Origin of the sequence: Arthrobacter sp. V1I7, assembly GCF_030817015.1 — a bacterium.
Classification (GTDB): domain Bacteria; phylum Actinomycetota; class Actinomycetes; order Actinomycetales; family Micrococcaceae; genus Arthrobacter.
This window is the reverse complement of sequence record NZ_JAUSYS010000001.1, coordinates 200,846-217,142: the sequence shown is the minus strand read 5'-3', so window position 1 is coordinate 217,142 and position 16,297 is coordinate 200,846. Positions and strand designations below refer to the sequence as shown.

The window sequence follows — 16,297 nt, the reverse complement described above, 5'->3', positions numbered from 1 at the left end:
GGCCGGGCGGCCGGGGCGGCGGCGCCGGGGAGTGCTTGGCTCCGCTGGACATGTCCTGCCGGACCGGGCCGCGGGAGCGGACATGCCCCCCGCAAGCTCGGACCGTTGGACATAATCCCAATATGCCCATCCTCGGGATCAGCGAGTGGGCATGTCCCCAAACATTTGCCCGGAGGAATGGACATGTCCCGATGGGCTCGGCCGCAGGAATGGACATGTCCCCGCGCGGCGCCGACGCTACTCGGCGGACGGCCGCTGTCGTTGCCGTTTGGTCGCCGCCCGCTGTTCCTTTGCGGCGAGGCGTCGACGGTTCGAGCCCCGAGTGGGTTTGGTCGCGCGGCGGGGAGCAGCTTCCGGAGCAAGACCCTCTGCCACGACGTCGGCGAGCTTGGCCAGGGCGGTCTCGCGATTGCGCAGCTGAGAGCGCTGCTCGGAGGCGGTCACAGTGATCACGCCGGCGATGAGACGTCGTCCGAGTCGCCCGATGAGCATCTGCCGTTGGTCCTCCGAAAGCGCCGCCGAGTCTGCGACGTTCCACGAGAGTTCGACCCGGCTATCCGTGGTGTTGACGTGTTGACCGCCTGGCCCGGACGAACGCGAGAACCGCCAGCCGAGTTCCGACGTGGGAATCGTGAGCGCGGGCGACACCTCCAGATCCATGCATCTAGCGTTGCACGATATGGTCGCGATCAAAGCCCCTGGTCGCGATCAAAGCCCCGCACGCGGTCTCACGTAGCCGCAATTCCGGTGCCCGTTCGCTGTCAGGGCAGAATGGGAAGCATGACCCTTACGACGTTCGCCCTTGTCCGCCATGGCCAGACAGACTGGAACGCTCAGCGCCGGCTGCAGGGATCCACCGACATTCCACTCAACGACGTCGGCCGCGGCCAGGCGCGCGACGCCGTCGCCTTTCTTTCCGGCCACGAGTGGGATGCGATCATCTCCTCGCCCCTGAGCCGCGCCGCAGAAACCGCCAACCTCATTGCCGCAGGGCTGGGGCTCAACGTGGCGCGGCACGTGCCTGAGCTCACCGAGCGTAGCTTCGGACCAGCGGAGGGCCTGCAGGCCGGCCCCGAATTGGACGCACTCCGCATCCCCGGTGGTTTCCGCGGCGCAGAAAGCGAGGACGAGGCAGCATCCCGCGGGTTGAACTCGCTGGAAGCACTGGCCGAGGAGTTCCGCGGCCGCCGCGTGCTGGTCGTCGCCCACGGCACGCTCCTCCGCGTCAGCCTCAGCCGGGCGATCGGCCGCACCCTGCAGAGCATTGACAATGCGGTGCTTAACCTGGCGCACCACCATGCCGTCGACGGCTGGCAGCTCGAATACTTCAACGGCGAGCGGGACTTGGCTGCCGCAAAGAGCTAACCCGGCCTCCCGCCAACTCTAAGGTTCAGCTAGGCAGAAAGGACTGATGCTCCGGTCAACCGCTATTTGACCGGAGCATCGCCAATCAGGGACGCGCATCTGGACGGCTCCACGGCATAGCTGCGCCGGCCCCTCACCGCCCGCCAGTATGGATGTGGAAAGCCAAGCTGCCTGTCGGGAGCCGTCAGCCTGATCATGGGGGATCAGGAGGGAACGCCCACGGGCTTTCGAACCCGCTCCAGCGGGTCCAGCGCGACGTAAACCTTCTGCTCATCCACCCGACCCTGAGCATTGATCCGATTCTCGAGCAGGCTGGCCGCGGCCTCGATGGTCCAGGTCTCACCATCCCCGCCTTCTGGCAGCCAGGCCTACTGAAAAACCGGCAGGCGCGGCAGGAAAATCACTTAACGTTGCTTAACACTGTTCCGCGTCCCTAATGTAACTGAGGTCACAGGAACCAACAACGACGCGAAGGAGTGCCGGGATGCGCAGAAACGCCACAAGTGTTGCCGCAGACCGGCCCACCCCGCAGGTATCGGCCGCGGCTGTGGCCCGGGCAGCAGGGGTCTCCTCCGCCGCCGTATCCTACGTTCTCAACGGCAAGGGCGGCGTTTCGCCGGAAACCCGCCGGCACATCATCCACGTTGCAAACGAGTTGGGCTTCAGGCCCCGTAAGTCCTCGCAGTCCACCGATGTTCAACGGACCCGGGTGATCGGCCTGATCCTGCCGAACATCATTAATCCCATGTTTCCGCGGTGGGCCCAGGGCATTATTTCCGCTGCAGCCGAGTCCGGCTATGAAGTGTTCGTCGCTACCACCCAGGACGATCCCGACGTGCTCGCCCAGGTCACATCGACCCTCGCGCACCGCAACGTGGACGGCATCATCCTGGCCGCGTCACTCCGGGACGACGCCACCGCGCTCCGTACCCTCAGGTCGGCGAGGATTCCCTACGTCTGCCTCTCGCGCCGGGCGGACTTCCTCGATTCCGACTTTGTCGGGATCGACGACGACGCCGCAGCGACGACGCTGATGCAGCACATGCTGAGCCATGGTTTCACGGAGATCGCCACTGTGATCGGCCCGCGCTTCTCCACCGCCTCGCTGGCCCGGGAACAGGCGTTCGTCCGCACGGCCGCTGCCGCTGGGATCACCATCAGCGGTGACCGCAAGATCAGCACGCGGGTCAACAACGAAGGCGGACGGCTGGCGGCCGAGCGTCTCTTCTCCGCCGGGACACCACCGAGGGTCGTCGTGTGCGGGAGTGACGAACTCGCCATTGGCGTCATGGAATACGCCTTGGCCCAGGGACTCCGCATTCCCGAGGACGTCGCCGTCGCCGGCTGCGACGGCCTCCCGCACAGCCGGTCCGGGCTCATCAACCTGACCAGCATCGTCCAACCGCAGCAGGAAATGGCCCACGCGGCTTTCGCCATGCTGCTCAAACGCATCGAAGCGCCCTCCAGCACCTACAGCTCCAAGGTGTGCCGGCACCGCCTGCATATCGGGCGGACCTGCGGCTGCACCCCTCCCGCCCGCTAGTCCCCGCCAACGCCCCACTCCTCCGGCCGGCCACCCTGGCTCCTACCGCGTTGCCCGGCTTCCGGGCTGCCCACGAACCGCCCATCCACCAGCCCTGACCACCAATTCAAGGACGAAGAACCATGTCAGTTGTATCCGCACCAACGAAGATGCGCACGCCTAGGGAAATAAACGGTGTGATCCTCCGCAGAGTCATGCCGTTGCTCATCGGCGCCTACATCATGGCGTTCCTGGACCGCACGAACATCGGCATGGCCAAGGACCGGCTGGAGATTGACCTCGGCATCTCCGCCACCGCCTACGGCATTGGAGCCGGGCTGTTCTTCCTCACCTATGCCCTCTCGGAGATCCCGTCGAACCTGATCATGCACAAGGTGGGCGCCCGTTTCTGGATCATGCGGATCATGATCACGTGGGGCATCATCTCCGCCTGCATGGCTTTCGTGCAGGGCGAATGGTCCTTCTACATCATGCGGATGCTGCTGGGCGTGGCAGAGGCGGGGCTCTTCCCCGGAGTCATGTATTTCCTGACCCAGTGGTTCGTGGTGAAGGACCGTGCGAAAGCCAACGGCATGTTCCTGTTGGGCGTTTCCATCGCCAACATCGTCGGCGCACCTCTCGGCGGCCTGCTGCTCACCATGGACGGCTTCGGCGGCCTGCACGGCTGGCAGTGGATGTTCATCATCGAAGGCCTGCCCGCCTGTATCCTCGCCTACGTTGTCTGGAAGAAGCTCCCGGACCGGCCCACCCAGGCAACGTTCCTCACCCTGGAAGAAGCCACCGACCTCGAAGCCCGAATCGCCGCCGAGGAGAAGGCCGGGGCCGAAGCGTCCGGAAACCACCGCCTCCGCGATGTCCTCAAGGACAAGCAGATCCTCCTGGTGGTCGGCATCTACTTCACCCACCAGATCGCCGTCTACGCGCTGTCCTACTTCCTGCCCTCCATCATCGGCACATACGGCAAGCTCAACCCGCTGCAGATCGGCCTGCTGACGGCGATTCCGTGGATCTTCTCCGCCGCCGGCGCCCTGCTGATTCCGCGGTTCGCCACCGACGGCCGGCGCTCCCGCCTGCTCGTCACCGGAACGATGATCGGCATCGTCTCCGGCTTCGCCCTCGGTGCCGTCGGCGGCCCCGTGCTCGGCATGATCGGATTCTGCCTCGCCGCCTTCAACTTCTTCGCCCTGCAGCCGATCCTCTTCACCTACCCGGCCACCAGGCTCACCGGTGCCGCCCTCGCCGGCGGCATCGCGTTCGTCAACACCATCGGCCTCTGCGGCGGTTTCCTTGGCCCGTATGTGATGGGACTGATGCAGGACGTCACCGGTTCCAAGCTCGCCGGGCTCTGGTTCATCGTGGGTATGTGCATCATCGGTGCCCTGCTCTCGCTGATGCTCAAGCGGGGCACCGAAAAGCCCCAGCTCGCCGCGGCCGCCCACTAAGGCACCCGCCTCATCCCACCACCCCAACCCAAGGAAATATTCATGGATTTCAGCTCAAAAAGGGTGCTGGTCACCGCCGGAGCCAACGGCATCGGCCTAGCCATCGCCGACAAGTTCCAGCAGCTCGGCGCCGCCGTCTTCGTCACGGACATCGACCCTGAAGCCGTCGAAAAGGCACGCGTCAACGGACTCGCTGCCGCTGTCAGCGACGTCTCCGACGAGGAGCATGTCCGCGAACTCATGGCCCTGGTCCAGGACGAACTGGGCGGGCTGGATGTCCTCGTCAACAACGCCGGCATCGCAGGTCCCACCGGGCCCCTCGAATCGCTGGACACGGCGGCCTGGAAAGCGACCTTCGACGTCAATATCCACGGCCAGTTCTTCTGCATCAAGCACGCCCTACCGATGCTGCGGCAGGGCCGGGAAGCCTCGATCGTGAACCTCTCCTCCGCCGCCGGGCGGCTGGGCATGGCAGGGCGCAGCGCATATTCGGCGTCGAAGTGGGCCGTCGTCGGGCTGACCAAGACCCTGGCGATTGAACTTGGCCCCGACCGGATCCGGGTCAACGCGATCTGCCCCGGAGCCGTCAACGGCCCCCGGATCGACGCGGTCATCGCAGCCAAAGCGCAGATGCTGGGCCTGCCGGAGGACCAGGTCTCCGACCTCTACCACAACCAGTCCTCGCTGGGACGGCTGATCGAAGCCGAGGACATCGCCAATATGGCCGCCTTCGCCGCCAGCGACCTGGCCCGCAACGTCAACGGCCAGGCCCTGGCTGTTGACGGCAACACCGAGAAGCTCTACTGATCCAGCCCACCCGGAAATTTCGGTCCAACTAAGGAGTTCTTCCATGGCTGCTGCCCGCAAAGTCATCATCACCAGCGCCGTTACCGGCGCCATCCATACCCCCTCCATGTCCAAGTACCTTCCGGTCTCCCCCGATGAGATCGCCGACGCCGCCATCGGCGCCGCCGAGGCCGGAGCCGCCATTGTGCACATGCACGCCCGTGATCCCAAGGACGGGCGGCCTTCCCAGGAACCGGAGCACTTCGCCCCGATCCTGGACAAGCTCAAGCGCAACACCGACGCCGTCATCAACATCACCACCGGCGGATCCCCGCACATGACCGTGGAAGAGCGGATGCAGCCCGCGGCCCTGTTCAAGCCCGAGCTCGCGTCGCTCAACATGGGTTCGATGAATTTCGGCCTGTACCCGATGCTGGACCGTTTTAACGAGTTCGGCCACGACTGGGAGCGGGAAGGCCTCGAAAAGAGCCGCGACCTCGTCTTCAAGAACACCTTCCAGGACATCGAGACCATCCTGGGCATCGGCAACGAGAACGGCACACGCTTCGAATTCGAGTGCTACGACATCTCGCACCTGAACAATCTCGCGCACTTCCACGCCCGCGGCCTGGCCAAGGGCCCGTTGTTCGTCCAGTCCGTTTTCGGCCTGCTCGGCGGAATCGGCGCCCACCCGGAGGACCTGATGCACATGCGCCGCACCGCGGACCGGTTGCTCGGCGCGGACTACGAATGGTCCATCCTGGGCGCCGGGAAGAACCAGATGCCGTTGGCCACGATCGGCGCAGCCATGGGTTCACACGTCAGGGTCGGGCTGGAAGACTCACTCTGGATCGGCCCCGGACAGCTGGCAACGTCCAACGCCCAGCAGGTCACCCGGATCCGCACCATCCTCGAGGCCCTCAACTTCGAGGTCGCCACCCCGGACGAGGCCCGGGAAATGCTGCAGCTCAAGGGCCGCGACAAGGTGGGTTTCTGAGCGGATGAGCATCCTGGTTGCCCCTGACAGCTTCAAGGGGACCTTCACCGCCGTCGAGGTTGCCCGACACATTGCGGCCGGTATACGCTCCGCCGGTGGCGACGCCACCGAACTGCCGGTGGCCGACGGCGGCGAGGGAACCTTTGACGTGCTGGTCCGGGGCCTCGACGCCCGACCGGTCGATGTGAGCACCGTCGGACCGTGGGGCGACGCCCTGTTGGCCGAGATCGGCCTGACCGCGGACGGCACCGCCGTCGTCGAGCTTGCCATGGCCAGCGGGCTCAATCTTCGCTCCAGCCGGGATCGGGATCCAGTGGGCGCCAGCACCTATGGCACTGGTGTGCTGATGGCCGAAGCCGCCCGGCTGGGAGCACAGCGTATCCTTGTGGCCTCTGGCGGTTCCGCGACAACCGACGGCGGCGCCGGCGCCATCGCTGCGATCGAGGAACTCGGCGGGCTCCGCGGCGCGGACGTGGTGGTTCTGAGCGACGTCACCACCCGGTTCGGCGACGCCGCACGGGTCTTCGCGGCGCAGAAGGGCGCCGATCCGGCCACGGTGGACATACTTACCGACCGGCTTGAGAAGCAGGCCAGAGTCTTCCTCCGCGATCACGGCCGCGACCCGCGGACCGTGGACCGGACCGGGGCCGCCGGAGGATTCTCCGGCGGCATGTGGGCACGTTACGGGGCTGCCCTGGTCTCCGGCGCGGACTTTGTGCTGGACCTCCTGGACTTCGACCTGCACGTGGCCGCCTGCAGCGCGGTAGTGGTCGGAGAGGGCCGCCTGGATTCCCAAACCGGTCAGGGAAAGATCATCGCGGCGATTCTCGCCAGGTGCGGCGCGAAGCGCGTTTACGCCGTCGTCGGCTCCATGGGCTCCGATCTGGGCGACTACGCCGGCAACTTCGACGACGTTATGGTCGCCAGTGACGCGGCCGCGATGGTCACCGCCGGAGCCCGGCTCGTGGCGTTGCCGGCCCGGCCCGCCGCCATGCCCGCCAAACCTCGTTAGCCCCGTTAAACCCATTCGACGGTCGGCCCCCCCAAGGAGCCGACCGTCGATTGCTGGGGGCTGGGCCGATGTCGGCGGACCAGTTCCATGGGAGGGGTCGGGGGAACCGCTCCCGCAGGGGATATCACTGTTCAGGTATCCTGTCACAGATATGACAAATTTGTCACGTACTTTTTTTAATGTTTGTCGCGGGTAATCTTTTGAGCATGGATGAGACATCGGAAGCGCAGCACCACACCACCCGATCCGTCTTTCTGGACAAGGAGCACCCTGCCGTCTGGCGGGCGCTGAACGGGCTGGGGCTGAAAGTCAAGGAAGCCGCCGAGGAGGCGGGCCTGGACCGGACCCTCATTGAGCTGCTGAACGTCCGCATGTCGCAGATCAACGGCTGCGCCTACTGCCTCGACCTTCATGTCGGCGATGCGGTGAAGAACGGCGAATCCGCCCAGCGCCTCGCCGTCCTGCCCGCCTGGCGGGACACCGACCTCTTCACCGAAAAGGAGTGCGCCGCGCTGACCCTGGCGGAGGCGGTCACGAACATCTCCGATGCCCACGCCCGCGAGCGCGAAGGGTCCGCGGCCCGGAAGCACCTCAGCGCCCAGGAATTCTCGGCCGTGAGCTGGCTGGCGATCGCGATGAACGCGTTCAACCGGGTCTCGATCGTCAGCGAGCACCCGGTCCGCAGCGCCCGCGACTAACAGGGGGAATCGGCCGCTACGCCGGATAGATGGCCACGGCCGCGGCCTTGACCACGAAATAGACTTCGAGCCCTGGCGCCAGGCCGAGGTCCACAGAGGCAGCAGGCGTGACGTCCGCGGACAGTTCCCCGGCACGGACCCGGATCTGGTCCCCGTGCGGTTCCAGGTCGGTGACGGTCACCTTGTACGAGTTCCGGGGGCTGCCGTGCGCCTCGCTCAGGAACACGGACACGGCCGACGGCGGGAATGCCGCCACGCCGGACTGTCCGGCAACCGGCGGGGCGTCGTGCAGGCCGGCGAACTCGAGGCCCTCGGGGGAACGGATCCCTGTCGGCGTCACCGTTCCGGAGACCAGGTTCAGCCCGGCGAGTCCGGCGGCGAAGCTGCTGCGCGGGCGCCGGAGCAGCTCCCGGGTTGGGCCTTGCTCGGTGATCCGGCCCTGCTCCATCACGATCACCCGGTCCGCCAGCATGTAGGCATCCAGCACATCGTGGGTAACAATGATGGCCCGCCTGCCGGCAAGAACCCGCCGGAGCAGCCGACGCAGCAGCGGCGCGGCGTGGATGTCCAATGCCGCCATCGGCTCGTCCAGCAGCAGAACCTCCGGGTTGGCCGCGAACGCCCGGGCCACCGCCACGCGCTGGGCCTGGCCGCCGGACAGCTCGTCCGGGCGGCGTGCGGCAAGATCGCCGGCGCCGACCTCGGCGAGCCAGCGCCGGGCGGCTGCATGCGCCTCCCCCCTGGGAATGCCCGCGCTCCGGGGGCCGAAAGCCACGTTTTCGAGGGCGCTCAGGTGCGGGAACAACAGGGCCTCCTGTGCCAGCAGGGCTGTCCCGCGGCGGTGCGGCGCCGTCCAGATGCCAGCCGGCGTCCCCTGCTGAAGATCGAACAGCAGTTTGCCGTCCACCTTGGCCCGGCCGGCGTCCGGGCGGAGCAGGCCCGCGATCACCGCGAGCAGGGTGGATTTTCCGGCGCCGTTTGGGCCGAGCACGGCAACCGTCTCGGCCGGGCCCAGGCTGAGCGAGATCTCGAAACCGCGCGCGGCGAGCGAAGCGTCGACGGTGAACGTCATGAAGGCACCCGCTGCCCGAGCGCCGAACTGCGGATACCGGCGGCCGCCGGAGGCCGGTACGAGAGCCCGACGACAATCACCGCGACGGCGACGAGCACCAGGGAGAGCGCGACGGCGGCATCGGCGTCGGTCTCCCGCTGCAGGTAGATCTCCAGCGGGAGGGTCCGCGTGACGCCCTGCAGGCTGCCCGCGAAGGTGAGAGTGGCGCCGAACTCGCCCAGGCTCCGGGCGAAGGACAGCACCGCCCCGGAAGCAAGGCCGGGCAGGACCAGCGGCACCGTGACCCGGCGCAGCACCGTGGTGGGGGACGCCCCGAGGGTTGCGGCCACGGCCTCATAGCGGCTGCCGGCCGAGCGCAGCGACCCCTCAAGGCTGACCACGAGGAACGGCAGGGCCACAAAGGTCTGGGCCAAAACCACCGCCGTCGTCGAGAATGCGATCTGTAGTCCGGCCACTTCCAGGCTTTTGCCCAAGAGCCCCTGCCGGCCGAAGGTGTAGAGCAGGGCAATCCCGCCCACGACCGGGGGCAGCACGAGCGGCAGGAGGACGAAGGAACGCAGCAGGCGCTGGCCGGGGAAGTCGCCGCGGGCCAGCACCAGGGCCAGCGGCACCCCGAACAGCACGCAGAGCACGGTACTTGCGGCCGCGGTGCGGAGGCTGAGGCCCAGGGCCGTGAGCGAGGCGTCCGAGGTGATCAGCGGGATGAACTGGGCCCAGTTGACCCGGGTCGCCATGGCCGCGAGCGGCAGGAGCACGAACAGGGCCCCGACGGCTGCGATCGCCATGACCCACGGCGGGATGCCGCTGTACATACTGACCCGGCGCGGGTTCACGGGCCGGGGGTGCCGAAACCGGCGTCGGTCAGGATCTTCCGGCCGTCCGGGCCGGTGACCGCGGCAATAAAGGCGGCCGCGAGGTCCTTGTTCCTGCTCGTGTGGAGGGCGGTGATCGGGTAGGTGTTCACGGCCTTGCCCGCCTCGGCAAAGGGCACGCCTTTGACTTTGCCGCCGGCGGCCAAGACGTCCGTGGCGTAGACCAGGCCGGCGTCGGCCTCCCCGGAACTGACCTTGCCCAGGACGTCGGTGACGGAGGCCTCCTCGCTGACCGGCTTAAGGACGACACCGGTTTCCCTCTCGACCGTTTTGGTGGCAGCACCGCACGGAACCTGGCTCGCACAGATGACCAGTTTCACCCCCGGGTTGGCGAGGTCCGCGAACGAGCCAATCGTCGCGGGGTTGGCCGGCGGCACAGCGATGGTGAGGATGTTCGTGGCGATGTCCTGCGGTGCGCCTTCGACCAGTCCGGCGTCCTGGAGTCCGGCCATGTTCCTGGCATCGGCCGAGGCGAAGACGTCCGCGGGCGCGCCCTGGCTGAGCTGGGTGACCAGGTCCGAGGAACCGGCGAAGCTGAGCCTCACGGCGATGCCCGGATACTGCTCCTCAAATGCCGCGGCGATCGACGTGAAGGGTCCTTGAAGCGAGGCTGCCGCGAAAACCGTGAGTATCTTACCGGCGCCATCGTCGGCTGGTGTGGCACAGCCTCCGAGCCCGGCCGCCAGCGACCCCGCCAGCAGCACGGCGGCGGCTTTCAGGACGCGCCTCATACGACACCCTTGCCCCTCGGCGTCTCGATGATCACCGTGGTGGCCTTGACGACGGCGGTCGCGACGGAACCCAGCTCCAGGCCCAGGTCCCGCACGGCCTCGCTGCTCATCAGGGACACCACCCGGAAGGGACCGCACTGCAGCTCCACCTGCGCCATGACGGTGTCGGCGGTGATGGCGGTAACCAGTCCGACGAACCGGTTCCGTGCGGAGCTGCCCGCCCGGGCCGGATCATCCGGCAGCTGCGCCTGCTCCCGGGCCAGCTTCGCGAGCTGCAGGCCGTCCACCGCAAGCCGGCCGGAGTCGTCCCTGAGCGCCGTCAGACTTCCGTTCTCGGTCCAGCGCCGCACCGTGTCATCGCTGACGCCCAGGAACCGGGCGGCCTCGGAAACGCGGATATTAGGCATGAGCCAAGACTAACCCGCATTTGCGGTCTTCAGTACACAATTACTCCGCAAACCGGATCATCGGTGCCCCGCCCCGCCCCCGGGGTGGCCATAGCCGCGCGGCCGCTCCAGCCGTAGCATTTGGAAGGGGTGGAGCCTTGGTCGCCTAGGAGCAGGCCATGAAGTGGATCAAACCTGACAGCCCGGACTATGACGAGGCCCGGACACTGTTCAACGCCATGATCGACCGCCGCCCGGCGGTCATCGCCCAGTGCAGCAGCCCGGCCGAGGTGGCCGAGGCGCTGAAATATGCTGATGTCAACAGTCTGGACGTCGCCGTCCGGGCCGGCGGTCATTCCGTGGCCGGCATGTCGTTGAACGACGGCGGCCTGGTGGTGGACGTGCGGCCGATGAAGTCCGTCCGGGTGGATCCGGAGGCGCGCACCGCCACGGTCGGCACCGGCCTCACCTGCGGGGAGTTTGACCGCGCCACGCAGGAGCATGGCCTCGCCCTCACCGGCGGCCGGGTGTCGACGACGGGCCTCGCTGGTTTCACCCTCGGGGGCGGGTCGGGCTGGCTGGAGCGCGCCTTCGGTTTCGCCTGCGACGATCTGATCTCCGTGGACCTGGTCACGGCTGCCGGGGAAGAGGTCACAGCCAGCGCCCGGGAGAACCCCGAGTTGTTTTGGGCCCTGCACGGGGGCGGCGGAAACTTCGGCGTCGCCACGTCGTTCACCTTCGGTCTGCACCGGCTCGGACCGAAGGTTCACGCGGGACTGCTCATGTGGCCCGGGGACGCCGCCGCCGAAGTCAGCCGCGCCTACCGGGAGCTTGCCCTCGCCGCCCCCAACGAGGAGTCCGCCACCCTGATCTACGGGATCGCCCCGCCGGAATCCTTTGTGCCCCCGAACATGGTGGGCAAGATGGCGGTGTTCGTGGTCTACCTGTACGCCGGGGACGCCGCGGAAGGTGCGGAACACGCCAGGGCCTACCGGGCGCTGGGCCCTGCCGTGGACCTGGTCGAGGATACGGGCTACGCAGACTTCCAGTGTTCCCTCGATGACCCGCCGGGCAAGTACAACTATTGGAGCGCGGACTATCACGACGAGCTGTCCGACGCCGCCCTGGACGTCATCATCGACTCCGCCGGCAGCCTGCCCGGGCCGAGTTCCCAGCAGATGATAGCCCGCTGGGGTGGGGCGGTCGGAGGCCCTGCCGCAGCGGCTACTCCCTTATTGAACCGCAGTGCCAGCTGGGTGAGCCACCCGTTCGGCCTGGGCGACACGCCGGAGGGCGGGCAGGAGGCGAAGGCCTGGGTCAAGCGGTTCCGCCGGGATATTGCCCCCTACGCAACCGGCGGTGTCTGGCTGAACTTCATCGGCGACGAAGGGCAGGCCCGGATCCGCGCAGCCTACGGCGACGAAAACTACCAGCGGCTGGCGAGGGTAAAACGGGAATTCGATCCGGGCAACACCTTCCGTGGCAACCAGAACATCCTGCCTGCCACCTGACGGCCCCTCGCCTCGTCCGGGGGAGGCAGTGCGGCCGCTTCCCGGTGCCCGTGAGACGGTTGATTGGTACGTACTTGACCACCAACAGGGGAGACACAACAACATGCGCAGTCCGGAAAAGACATCCCCTTGGAGTGATGGCCTGGGCCGGGCCAGTATCAGGACAGCCCAGGTCCTCTTACTCGTGGTTCTGGCGGTGGTGGTGGTCTACGCCCTGATCCAGGTGCGGCTGGTCGTGATTCCGGCCCTGCTGGCGCTGATCCTGGCCGCCGCAATCGCGCCGTTCGTGCACTGGCTGCGCCGCAAGGGATGGCCCGGCACAATCGCCACGACCGCCTCCTTCCTGCTGCTCCTGCTGGCTTTCGGCGGTCTGATCACCGGCATCGTCTTCGCCGTTATGGGCCAGGCCGGCGAACTGGCCAGCAAGGCCAGCGAGGGTTTCGACCGGGTCTACGCCTTTGTCCGGAACGGCCCCATCCCCGTCGATGACCAGCAGATCCAGCAGGCGCGCGACGCCGTCGTGGACTTCGCCACGAGCAGCACCGTCGGGGCGGGGGCGATTTCCGGGCTCAGCGCGGCGGGCAACTTCATCACCGGTGCCCTGCTCATGGCGGTGATCCTGTTCTTCCTCTTGAAGGACGGCGAACGCATCTGGGCCTTCGTGTTGCGGGCGTTCAAGGGCCCGAACCTCGTGAAAGCGCGCCGTGTCGGCGAGCGAAGCCTCAACGTCCTCGGCGGCTACGTGCGCGGTACCGCGATCGTGGCGCTGGTGGACTCGTTCTTCATCGGCCTGGCACTGGTCCTGATGGGCGTCCCGCTGGCACTGCCGCTGGCAGCAATCGTCTTCATCGGCGCGTTCATCCCGCTGATCGGGGCCACCCTGGCGGGTGTCCTCGCCGCGCTCGTTGCCCTTGTAGCCAACGGTCCGGCCAGCGCGCTGATCGTCATCATCGTCGTGATTGTCGTCAATCAGCTGGAGGGGAACTTCCTGCAGCCGGTGGTCATGGGCCAGGCGCTCAATGTACACGCCCTGGTCATCCTGCTGGCCCTCACCGCCGGCACCATCCTTGCCGGCATCGTCGGGGCAATCCTCTCCGTGCCTCTGGTGGCTGTCGCCTGGGCCGCGATCAAGGCCTGGAATTCCAAGGACCCCATCACCCCCGCGGCAATTATCGAGGCCGAGCACGAGACCCGCCTGAACGAAAAGGGCGGAGGCGTTCGCTCCAGGCCGCGAGCTGCGCGGACTCCGGAGGAGCAGCTGGAGCAGGAGCACGCCGAGTCGGCGGCCGGCGACGCCCGCCACGGCTGAACCGGCCGCGGATTAGACTTCAAGCATGGCCGTCTACCTTGACCCGCCGCTCTGGCCTGCCCACGACACCCACTTCTCGCACCTGATTTCGGACACCTCGCTCGAGGAACTTCACGCCTTCGCGGCAGCCGCGGGCATTCCGGAACGGGCGTTCGACGGCGACCACTACGACGTCGCCGAGGACCGGTACGATGCCCTCGTCACGGCCGGCGCCGTCCCGGTGGAGGGGCGGATCCTGGTGCGCAAATTGATCGCCAGCGGCCTGCGGATCCCGGCCCGACGGCGCAGCGGCTCACTGAAGCTCCCGCTGCTGACCCGCTGGAACGAGGTGCTCCCGGGCCACGATGCGCTCTTCCTGGACCTCTTGGACCGCTGGGGTGAGGAGCACCGCCGTTATCACGGCCGCACCCACCTCCTCGCCGTGCTGGAGGCGCTTGACCTCCTGTCGGAGCCGGCCCGTCCGCCCCGCGCCGTCGTGCTGTCCGCGTGGTTCCATGATGCCGTCTACCGCGGCATCGCCGGCCAGGACGAAGAGGAGTCCGCCCGTCTGGCGGAGGACCGGCTCCGCCATGCGGGGCTGCCCGCCGTCGAGGTGGACGAGGTTGCAAGGCTGGTGCGGCTGACGGCAGACCACCGCCCGGAGCCCGGAGACGACGCCGGAGCCCTGCTCAGCGACGCGGACCTGTCCGTGCTGGGCGGGGAACCTGCCGCTTACGCCCGTTATCTGGCCGCGGTCCGGCAGGATTTTGCCCACATCGGCGACCAGGACTTCGCGGCCGGTCGCGCCGCCGTCGTCCGCGGGCTGCTGGACCTCGACCCGCTCTTCCACACGGGCCGGGCCAGGGAGCTCTGGCTGGAGGCGGCCCGCCGGAACTTGCGCGGCGAGCTCGCCTGAGCGGTCACACCCTCGGACGGAGGTGCTCGGCCAGGCGGTCGAATGATTCCCGCCAGCCGACGCCGTTGGCGTCCCGGTTGTCCAGCGTGTCGAAGGGGCCCTGGGTGAACGTCATCCGTGTGCCGCCGTCGATCTCTTCCAGCTGGAAGGTGACCTCGGTTTCGAAGCCGCGGGTACCGTCCGGGTTGTCCCAGGCGTGGGTGAAGACCAACAGGTTCGGCGGCTCGATGTCGGTGTGGACACCGCTCCACCAATGCTCCTGTCCGGTGTTGCCCTGGATCATGCAGGCGCGGTAAAAGCCGCCGATTTCCAGATCCGTGTCTATGCTCTCGCGCGGCGTGCGGAAGCCGCGCGGTCCCCACCAGGCCGGTGCCTGGTCCGGATCCGTCAAGGCCGACCACACTTTATCGATCGGAACCTGGAATTCGCGGGTGATGACGAGCATGAGCTCATCCGTCAGCACCCCCGGGCGCTGTCCCTGCTGTACAGGGCTTGCGGCATCAGAGCTGGCCTGTTCTGACATTGCGGTCTTCCTCCTTGTAGGCCTAGCGGTAGGCCTTGCTGTACGCGGTTACGAAGGGCCTCTCGCTCGGGACGATCTGTTTGCCCAGTGGCATCAGGGACACCGGGATGAGCTTGAGGTTGGCGATGGCCAACGGGATACCGATGATGGTGATGGCCATGGCGAAGGCCGTGACCACGTGCCCGACGGCCATCCAGATGCCGGCGACGAGCAGCCAGACCACATTGCCGAGCAGCGAGAACACGCCCGTTCCGCCGGGCCGGTCCACCACCGTGCGGCCGAACGGCCAGAGTGCATAGGACGCGATCCGAAAGGAGGCAAGCCCCCAGGGAATGGTGATGATGAGCAGGCAGCAGACGATGCCGGCCACGAAATATCCGATCGCGAGCCAGAGCCCGCCAAAGAGCAGCCAGATGATGTTCAGCAGTGTCTTCATGGCTCCATTCTCTCCTGCCCGGCGCCGATCCGGCGTAGGAGTTGGCCCTGGACAATCCCCGAATTGCTTCCCGAGACCCCTCTGCGTCCAGCGAGCTTTGCGAACTCACGGATCGGAACAATACTTGGATCATGCCTGCACTCCTGAAGCTTGCCCTGATCATCGCCCTCGCCCTGCTGGTGGTGGGTTTTGTTGTGGAGGCAGTGCAGTTCCTGCTCTACGTTGGCCTCCTGGTCCTGGCAGGCGCCGGCGTCCTGTTCTTCCTGCGCCGTTCGCGCTCACTGCGTTGACGCCGCCGCTGACGAAGTTCGGGGCGAACCGGTGACGAACGTGGGGGACATCCTCGGCCCCATCCTCGAGGTCATGTCGTGGGTGGGGTTCGTCGTGGGCCTGCCGCTCCTTGGCTGGGGCTGGATCTCCTTGCGGCGCCGGTGCGAGTGGGCCGAGACCACGGGCCAGGTGATCAGCGCCGGCGGGTTCACGGGTTACCGCTGGACGGACCGCGACGACGCCGACCACCGCTCCCTGCTGCCCGCGGCCGAGGCCCACGGGCTGGCGGTCGGGGCCGACGTCGTCCTCTTTTACGACGTGTGCCACCCGTCCCGTTGGGGGCTGGCGCCGCCCAAACGGGACCATGCGGCCTGGATCGTGGGCTGGATCTTCACCGCGGTCGGTGCCCTCGCCACGGTCGGGGGCGTGGTCCTGCTGCTGTTCTGACC

General features: G+C 67.3%; 19 protein-coding genes. 12 read left to right on the top strand and 7 right to left on the bottom strand.

The features are described from left to right. Nucleotides 1-237 precede the first annotated feature (237 nt). On the bottom strand, nt 238-660 hold the full coding sequence (arfB, locus tag QFZ69_RS00965) for an alternative ribosome rescue aminoacyl-tRNA hydrolase ArfB (protein WP_306914951.1): 423 nt from the start codon (nt 658-660) through the stop codon (nt 238-240). 120 nt (nt 661-780) lie between these two features. Here arfB and QFZ69_RS00960 point away from each other — a divergent pair, with 120 nt between their 5' ends. The 7 genes from QFZ69_RS00960 to QFZ69_RS00930 all read left to right on the top strand — a co-directional run bounded on the left by QFZ69_RS00960 (nt 781) and on the right by QFZ69_RS00930 (nt 7,843). Next, nucleotides 781-1,365 carry a histidine phosphatase family protein gene (locus tag QFZ69_RS00960; protein ID WP_306914950.1) on the top strand — a complete coding sequence of 195 codons (585 nt, stop codon included), beginning with the start codon at nt 781-783 and terminating at the stop codon, nt 1,363-1,365. A 484-nt stretch (nt 1,366-1,849) separates the two neighbouring features. Then, nucleotides 1,850-2,908, top strand: coding sequence for a LacI family DNA-binding transcriptional regulator (locus tag QFZ69_RS00955; RefSeq protein WP_306914949.1), 1,059 nt, complete (start codon nt 1,850-1,852; stop codon nt 2,906-2,908). A gap of 122 nt (nt 2,909-3,030) precedes the next feature. Continuing rightward, on the top strand, nt 3,031-4,350 hold the full coding sequence (locus QFZ69_RS00950) for an MFS transporter (protein ID WP_306914948.1): 1,320 nt from the start codon (nt 3,031-3,033) through the stop codon (nt 4,348-4,350). 42 nt (nt 4,351-4,392) lie between these two features. After that, nucleotides 4,393-5,157 (top strand): SDR family oxidoreductase, encoded by a 765-nt coding sequence (locus QFZ69_RS00945; RefSeq protein ID WP_306914946.1) that lies wholly within the window; start codon nt 4,393-4,395, stop codon nt 5,155-5,157. A 43-nt stretch (nt 5,158-5,200) separates the two neighbouring features. Continuing rightward, a complete protein-coding gene (locus QFZ69_RS00940) occupies nt 5,201-6,133 on the top strand; it encodes a 3-keto-5-aminohexanoate cleavage protein (protein WP_306914944.1) in 933 nt (310 codons plus the stop codon). Nucleotides 6,134-6,137: 4 nt separating this feature from the next. Continuing rightward, entirely contained in the window at nt 6,138-7,145 is a 1,008-nt protein-coding gene (locus QFZ69_RS00935) for a glycerate kinase (protein ID WP_306914943.1), read from the top strand. A 206-nt stretch (nt 7,146-7,351) separates the two neighbouring features. After that, nucleotides 7,352-7,843, top strand: coding sequence for a carboxymuconolactone decarboxylase family protein (locus tag QFZ69_RS00930; protein WP_306914941.1), 492 nt, complete (start codon nt 7,352-7,354; stop codon nt 7,841-7,843). A gap of 16 nt (nt 7,844-7,859) precedes the next feature. On the opposite strand, the gene QFZ69_RS00925 is transcribed toward QFZ69_RS00930, so the two are convergent. From QFZ69_RS00925 to QFZ69_RS00910, 4 genes are read right to left on the bottom strand one after another with little or no spacing between them, the layout of a single operon-like run. Next, entirely contained in the window at nt 7,860-8,915 is a 1,056-nt protein-coding gene (locus QFZ69_RS00925; RefSeq protein WP_306914939.1) for a sulfate/molybdate ABC transporter ATP-binding protein, read from the bottom strand. Then, nucleotides 8,912-9,727: an ABC transporter permease gene (locus tag QFZ69_RS00920; protein ID WP_306919552.1), complete on the bottom strand. Its 816-nt coding sequence runs from the start codon at nt 9,725-9,727 to the stop codon at nt 8,912-8,914. The genes QFZ69_RS00925 and QFZ69_RS00920 overlap by 4 nt, the downstream gene beginning before the upstream one ends. Before the next feature lie 17 nt (nt 9,728-9,744). Continuing rightward, nucleotides 9,745-10,518, bottom strand: coding sequence for a molybdate ABC transporter substrate-binding protein (gene modA / locus QFZ69_RS00915; protein WP_306914937.1), 774 nt, complete (start codon nt 10,516-10,518; stop codon nt 9,745-9,747). Then, on the bottom strand, nt 10,515-10,925 hold the full coding sequence (locus QFZ69_RS00910) for a molybdopterin-binding protein (protein WP_306914934.1): 411 nt from the start codon (nt 10,923-10,925) through the stop codon (nt 10,515-10,517). Before QFZ69_RS00910 ends, modA begins: the two co-directional genes overlap by 4 nt. 158 nt (nt 10,926-11,083) lie before the next feature. On the opposite strand from QFZ69_RS00910, the gene QFZ69_RS00905 reads away from it, so the two are divergent. From QFZ69_RS00905 to QFZ69_RS00895, 3 genes are all read left to right on the top strand, one after another. Then, nucleotides 11,084-12,415, top strand: a complete 1,332-nt coding sequence (locus QFZ69_RS00905; RefSeq protein WP_306914933.1) for an FAD-binding oxidoreductase — start codon at nt 11,084-11,086, stop codon at nt 12,413-12,415. A 103-nt stretch (nt 12,416-12,518) separates the two neighbouring features. Then, nucleotides 12,519-13,724, top strand: a complete 1,206-nt coding sequence (locus QFZ69_RS00900; RefSeq protein WP_306914931.1) for an AI-2E family transporter — start codon at nt 12,519-12,521, stop codon at nt 13,722-13,724. A gap of 25 nt (nt 13,725-13,749) precedes the next feature. After that, nucleotides 13,750-14,619, top strand: coding sequence for a DUF4031 domain-containing protein (locus QFZ69_RS00895; RefSeq protein ID WP_306914929.1), 870 nt, complete (start codon nt 13,750-13,752; stop codon nt 14,617-14,619). 4 nt (nt 14,620-14,623) lie between these two features. On the opposite strand, the gene QFZ69_RS00890 is transcribed toward QFZ69_RS00895, so the two are convergent. Together QFZ69_RS00890 and QFZ69_RS00885 are read right to left on the bottom strand one after the other, a co-directional pair. Then, a complete protein-coding gene (locus QFZ69_RS00890; protein ID WP_306999859.1) occupies nt 14,624-15,142 on the bottom strand; it encodes an SRPBCC domain-containing protein in 519 nt (172 codons plus the stop codon). Nucleotides 15,143-15,164: 22 nt separating this feature from the next. Beyond that, nucleotides 15,165-15,578, bottom strand: a complete 414-nt coding sequence (locus tag QFZ69_RS00885; protein ID WP_306914927.1) for a YccF domain-containing protein — start codon at nt 15,576-15,578, stop codon at nt 15,165-15,167. A gap of 131 nt (nt 15,579-15,709) precedes the next feature. On the opposite strand from QFZ69_RS00885, the gene QFZ69_RS00880 reads away from it, so the two are divergent. Continuing rightward, on the top strand, nt 15,710-15,868 hold the full coding sequence (locus tag QFZ69_RS00880; RefSeq protein ID WP_306914925.1) for an LPXTG cell wall anchor domain-containing protein: 159 nt from the start codon (nt 15,710-15,712) through the stop codon (nt 15,866-15,868). Between the two features lie 31 nt (nt 15,869-15,899). Continuing rightward, on the top strand, nt 15,900-16,295 hold the full coding sequence (locus QFZ69_RS00875; protein WP_306914923.1) for a hypothetical protein: 396 nt from the start codon (nt 15,900-15,902) through the stop codon (nt 16,293-16,295). Nucleotides 16,296-16,297: the final 2 nt, after the last annotated feature.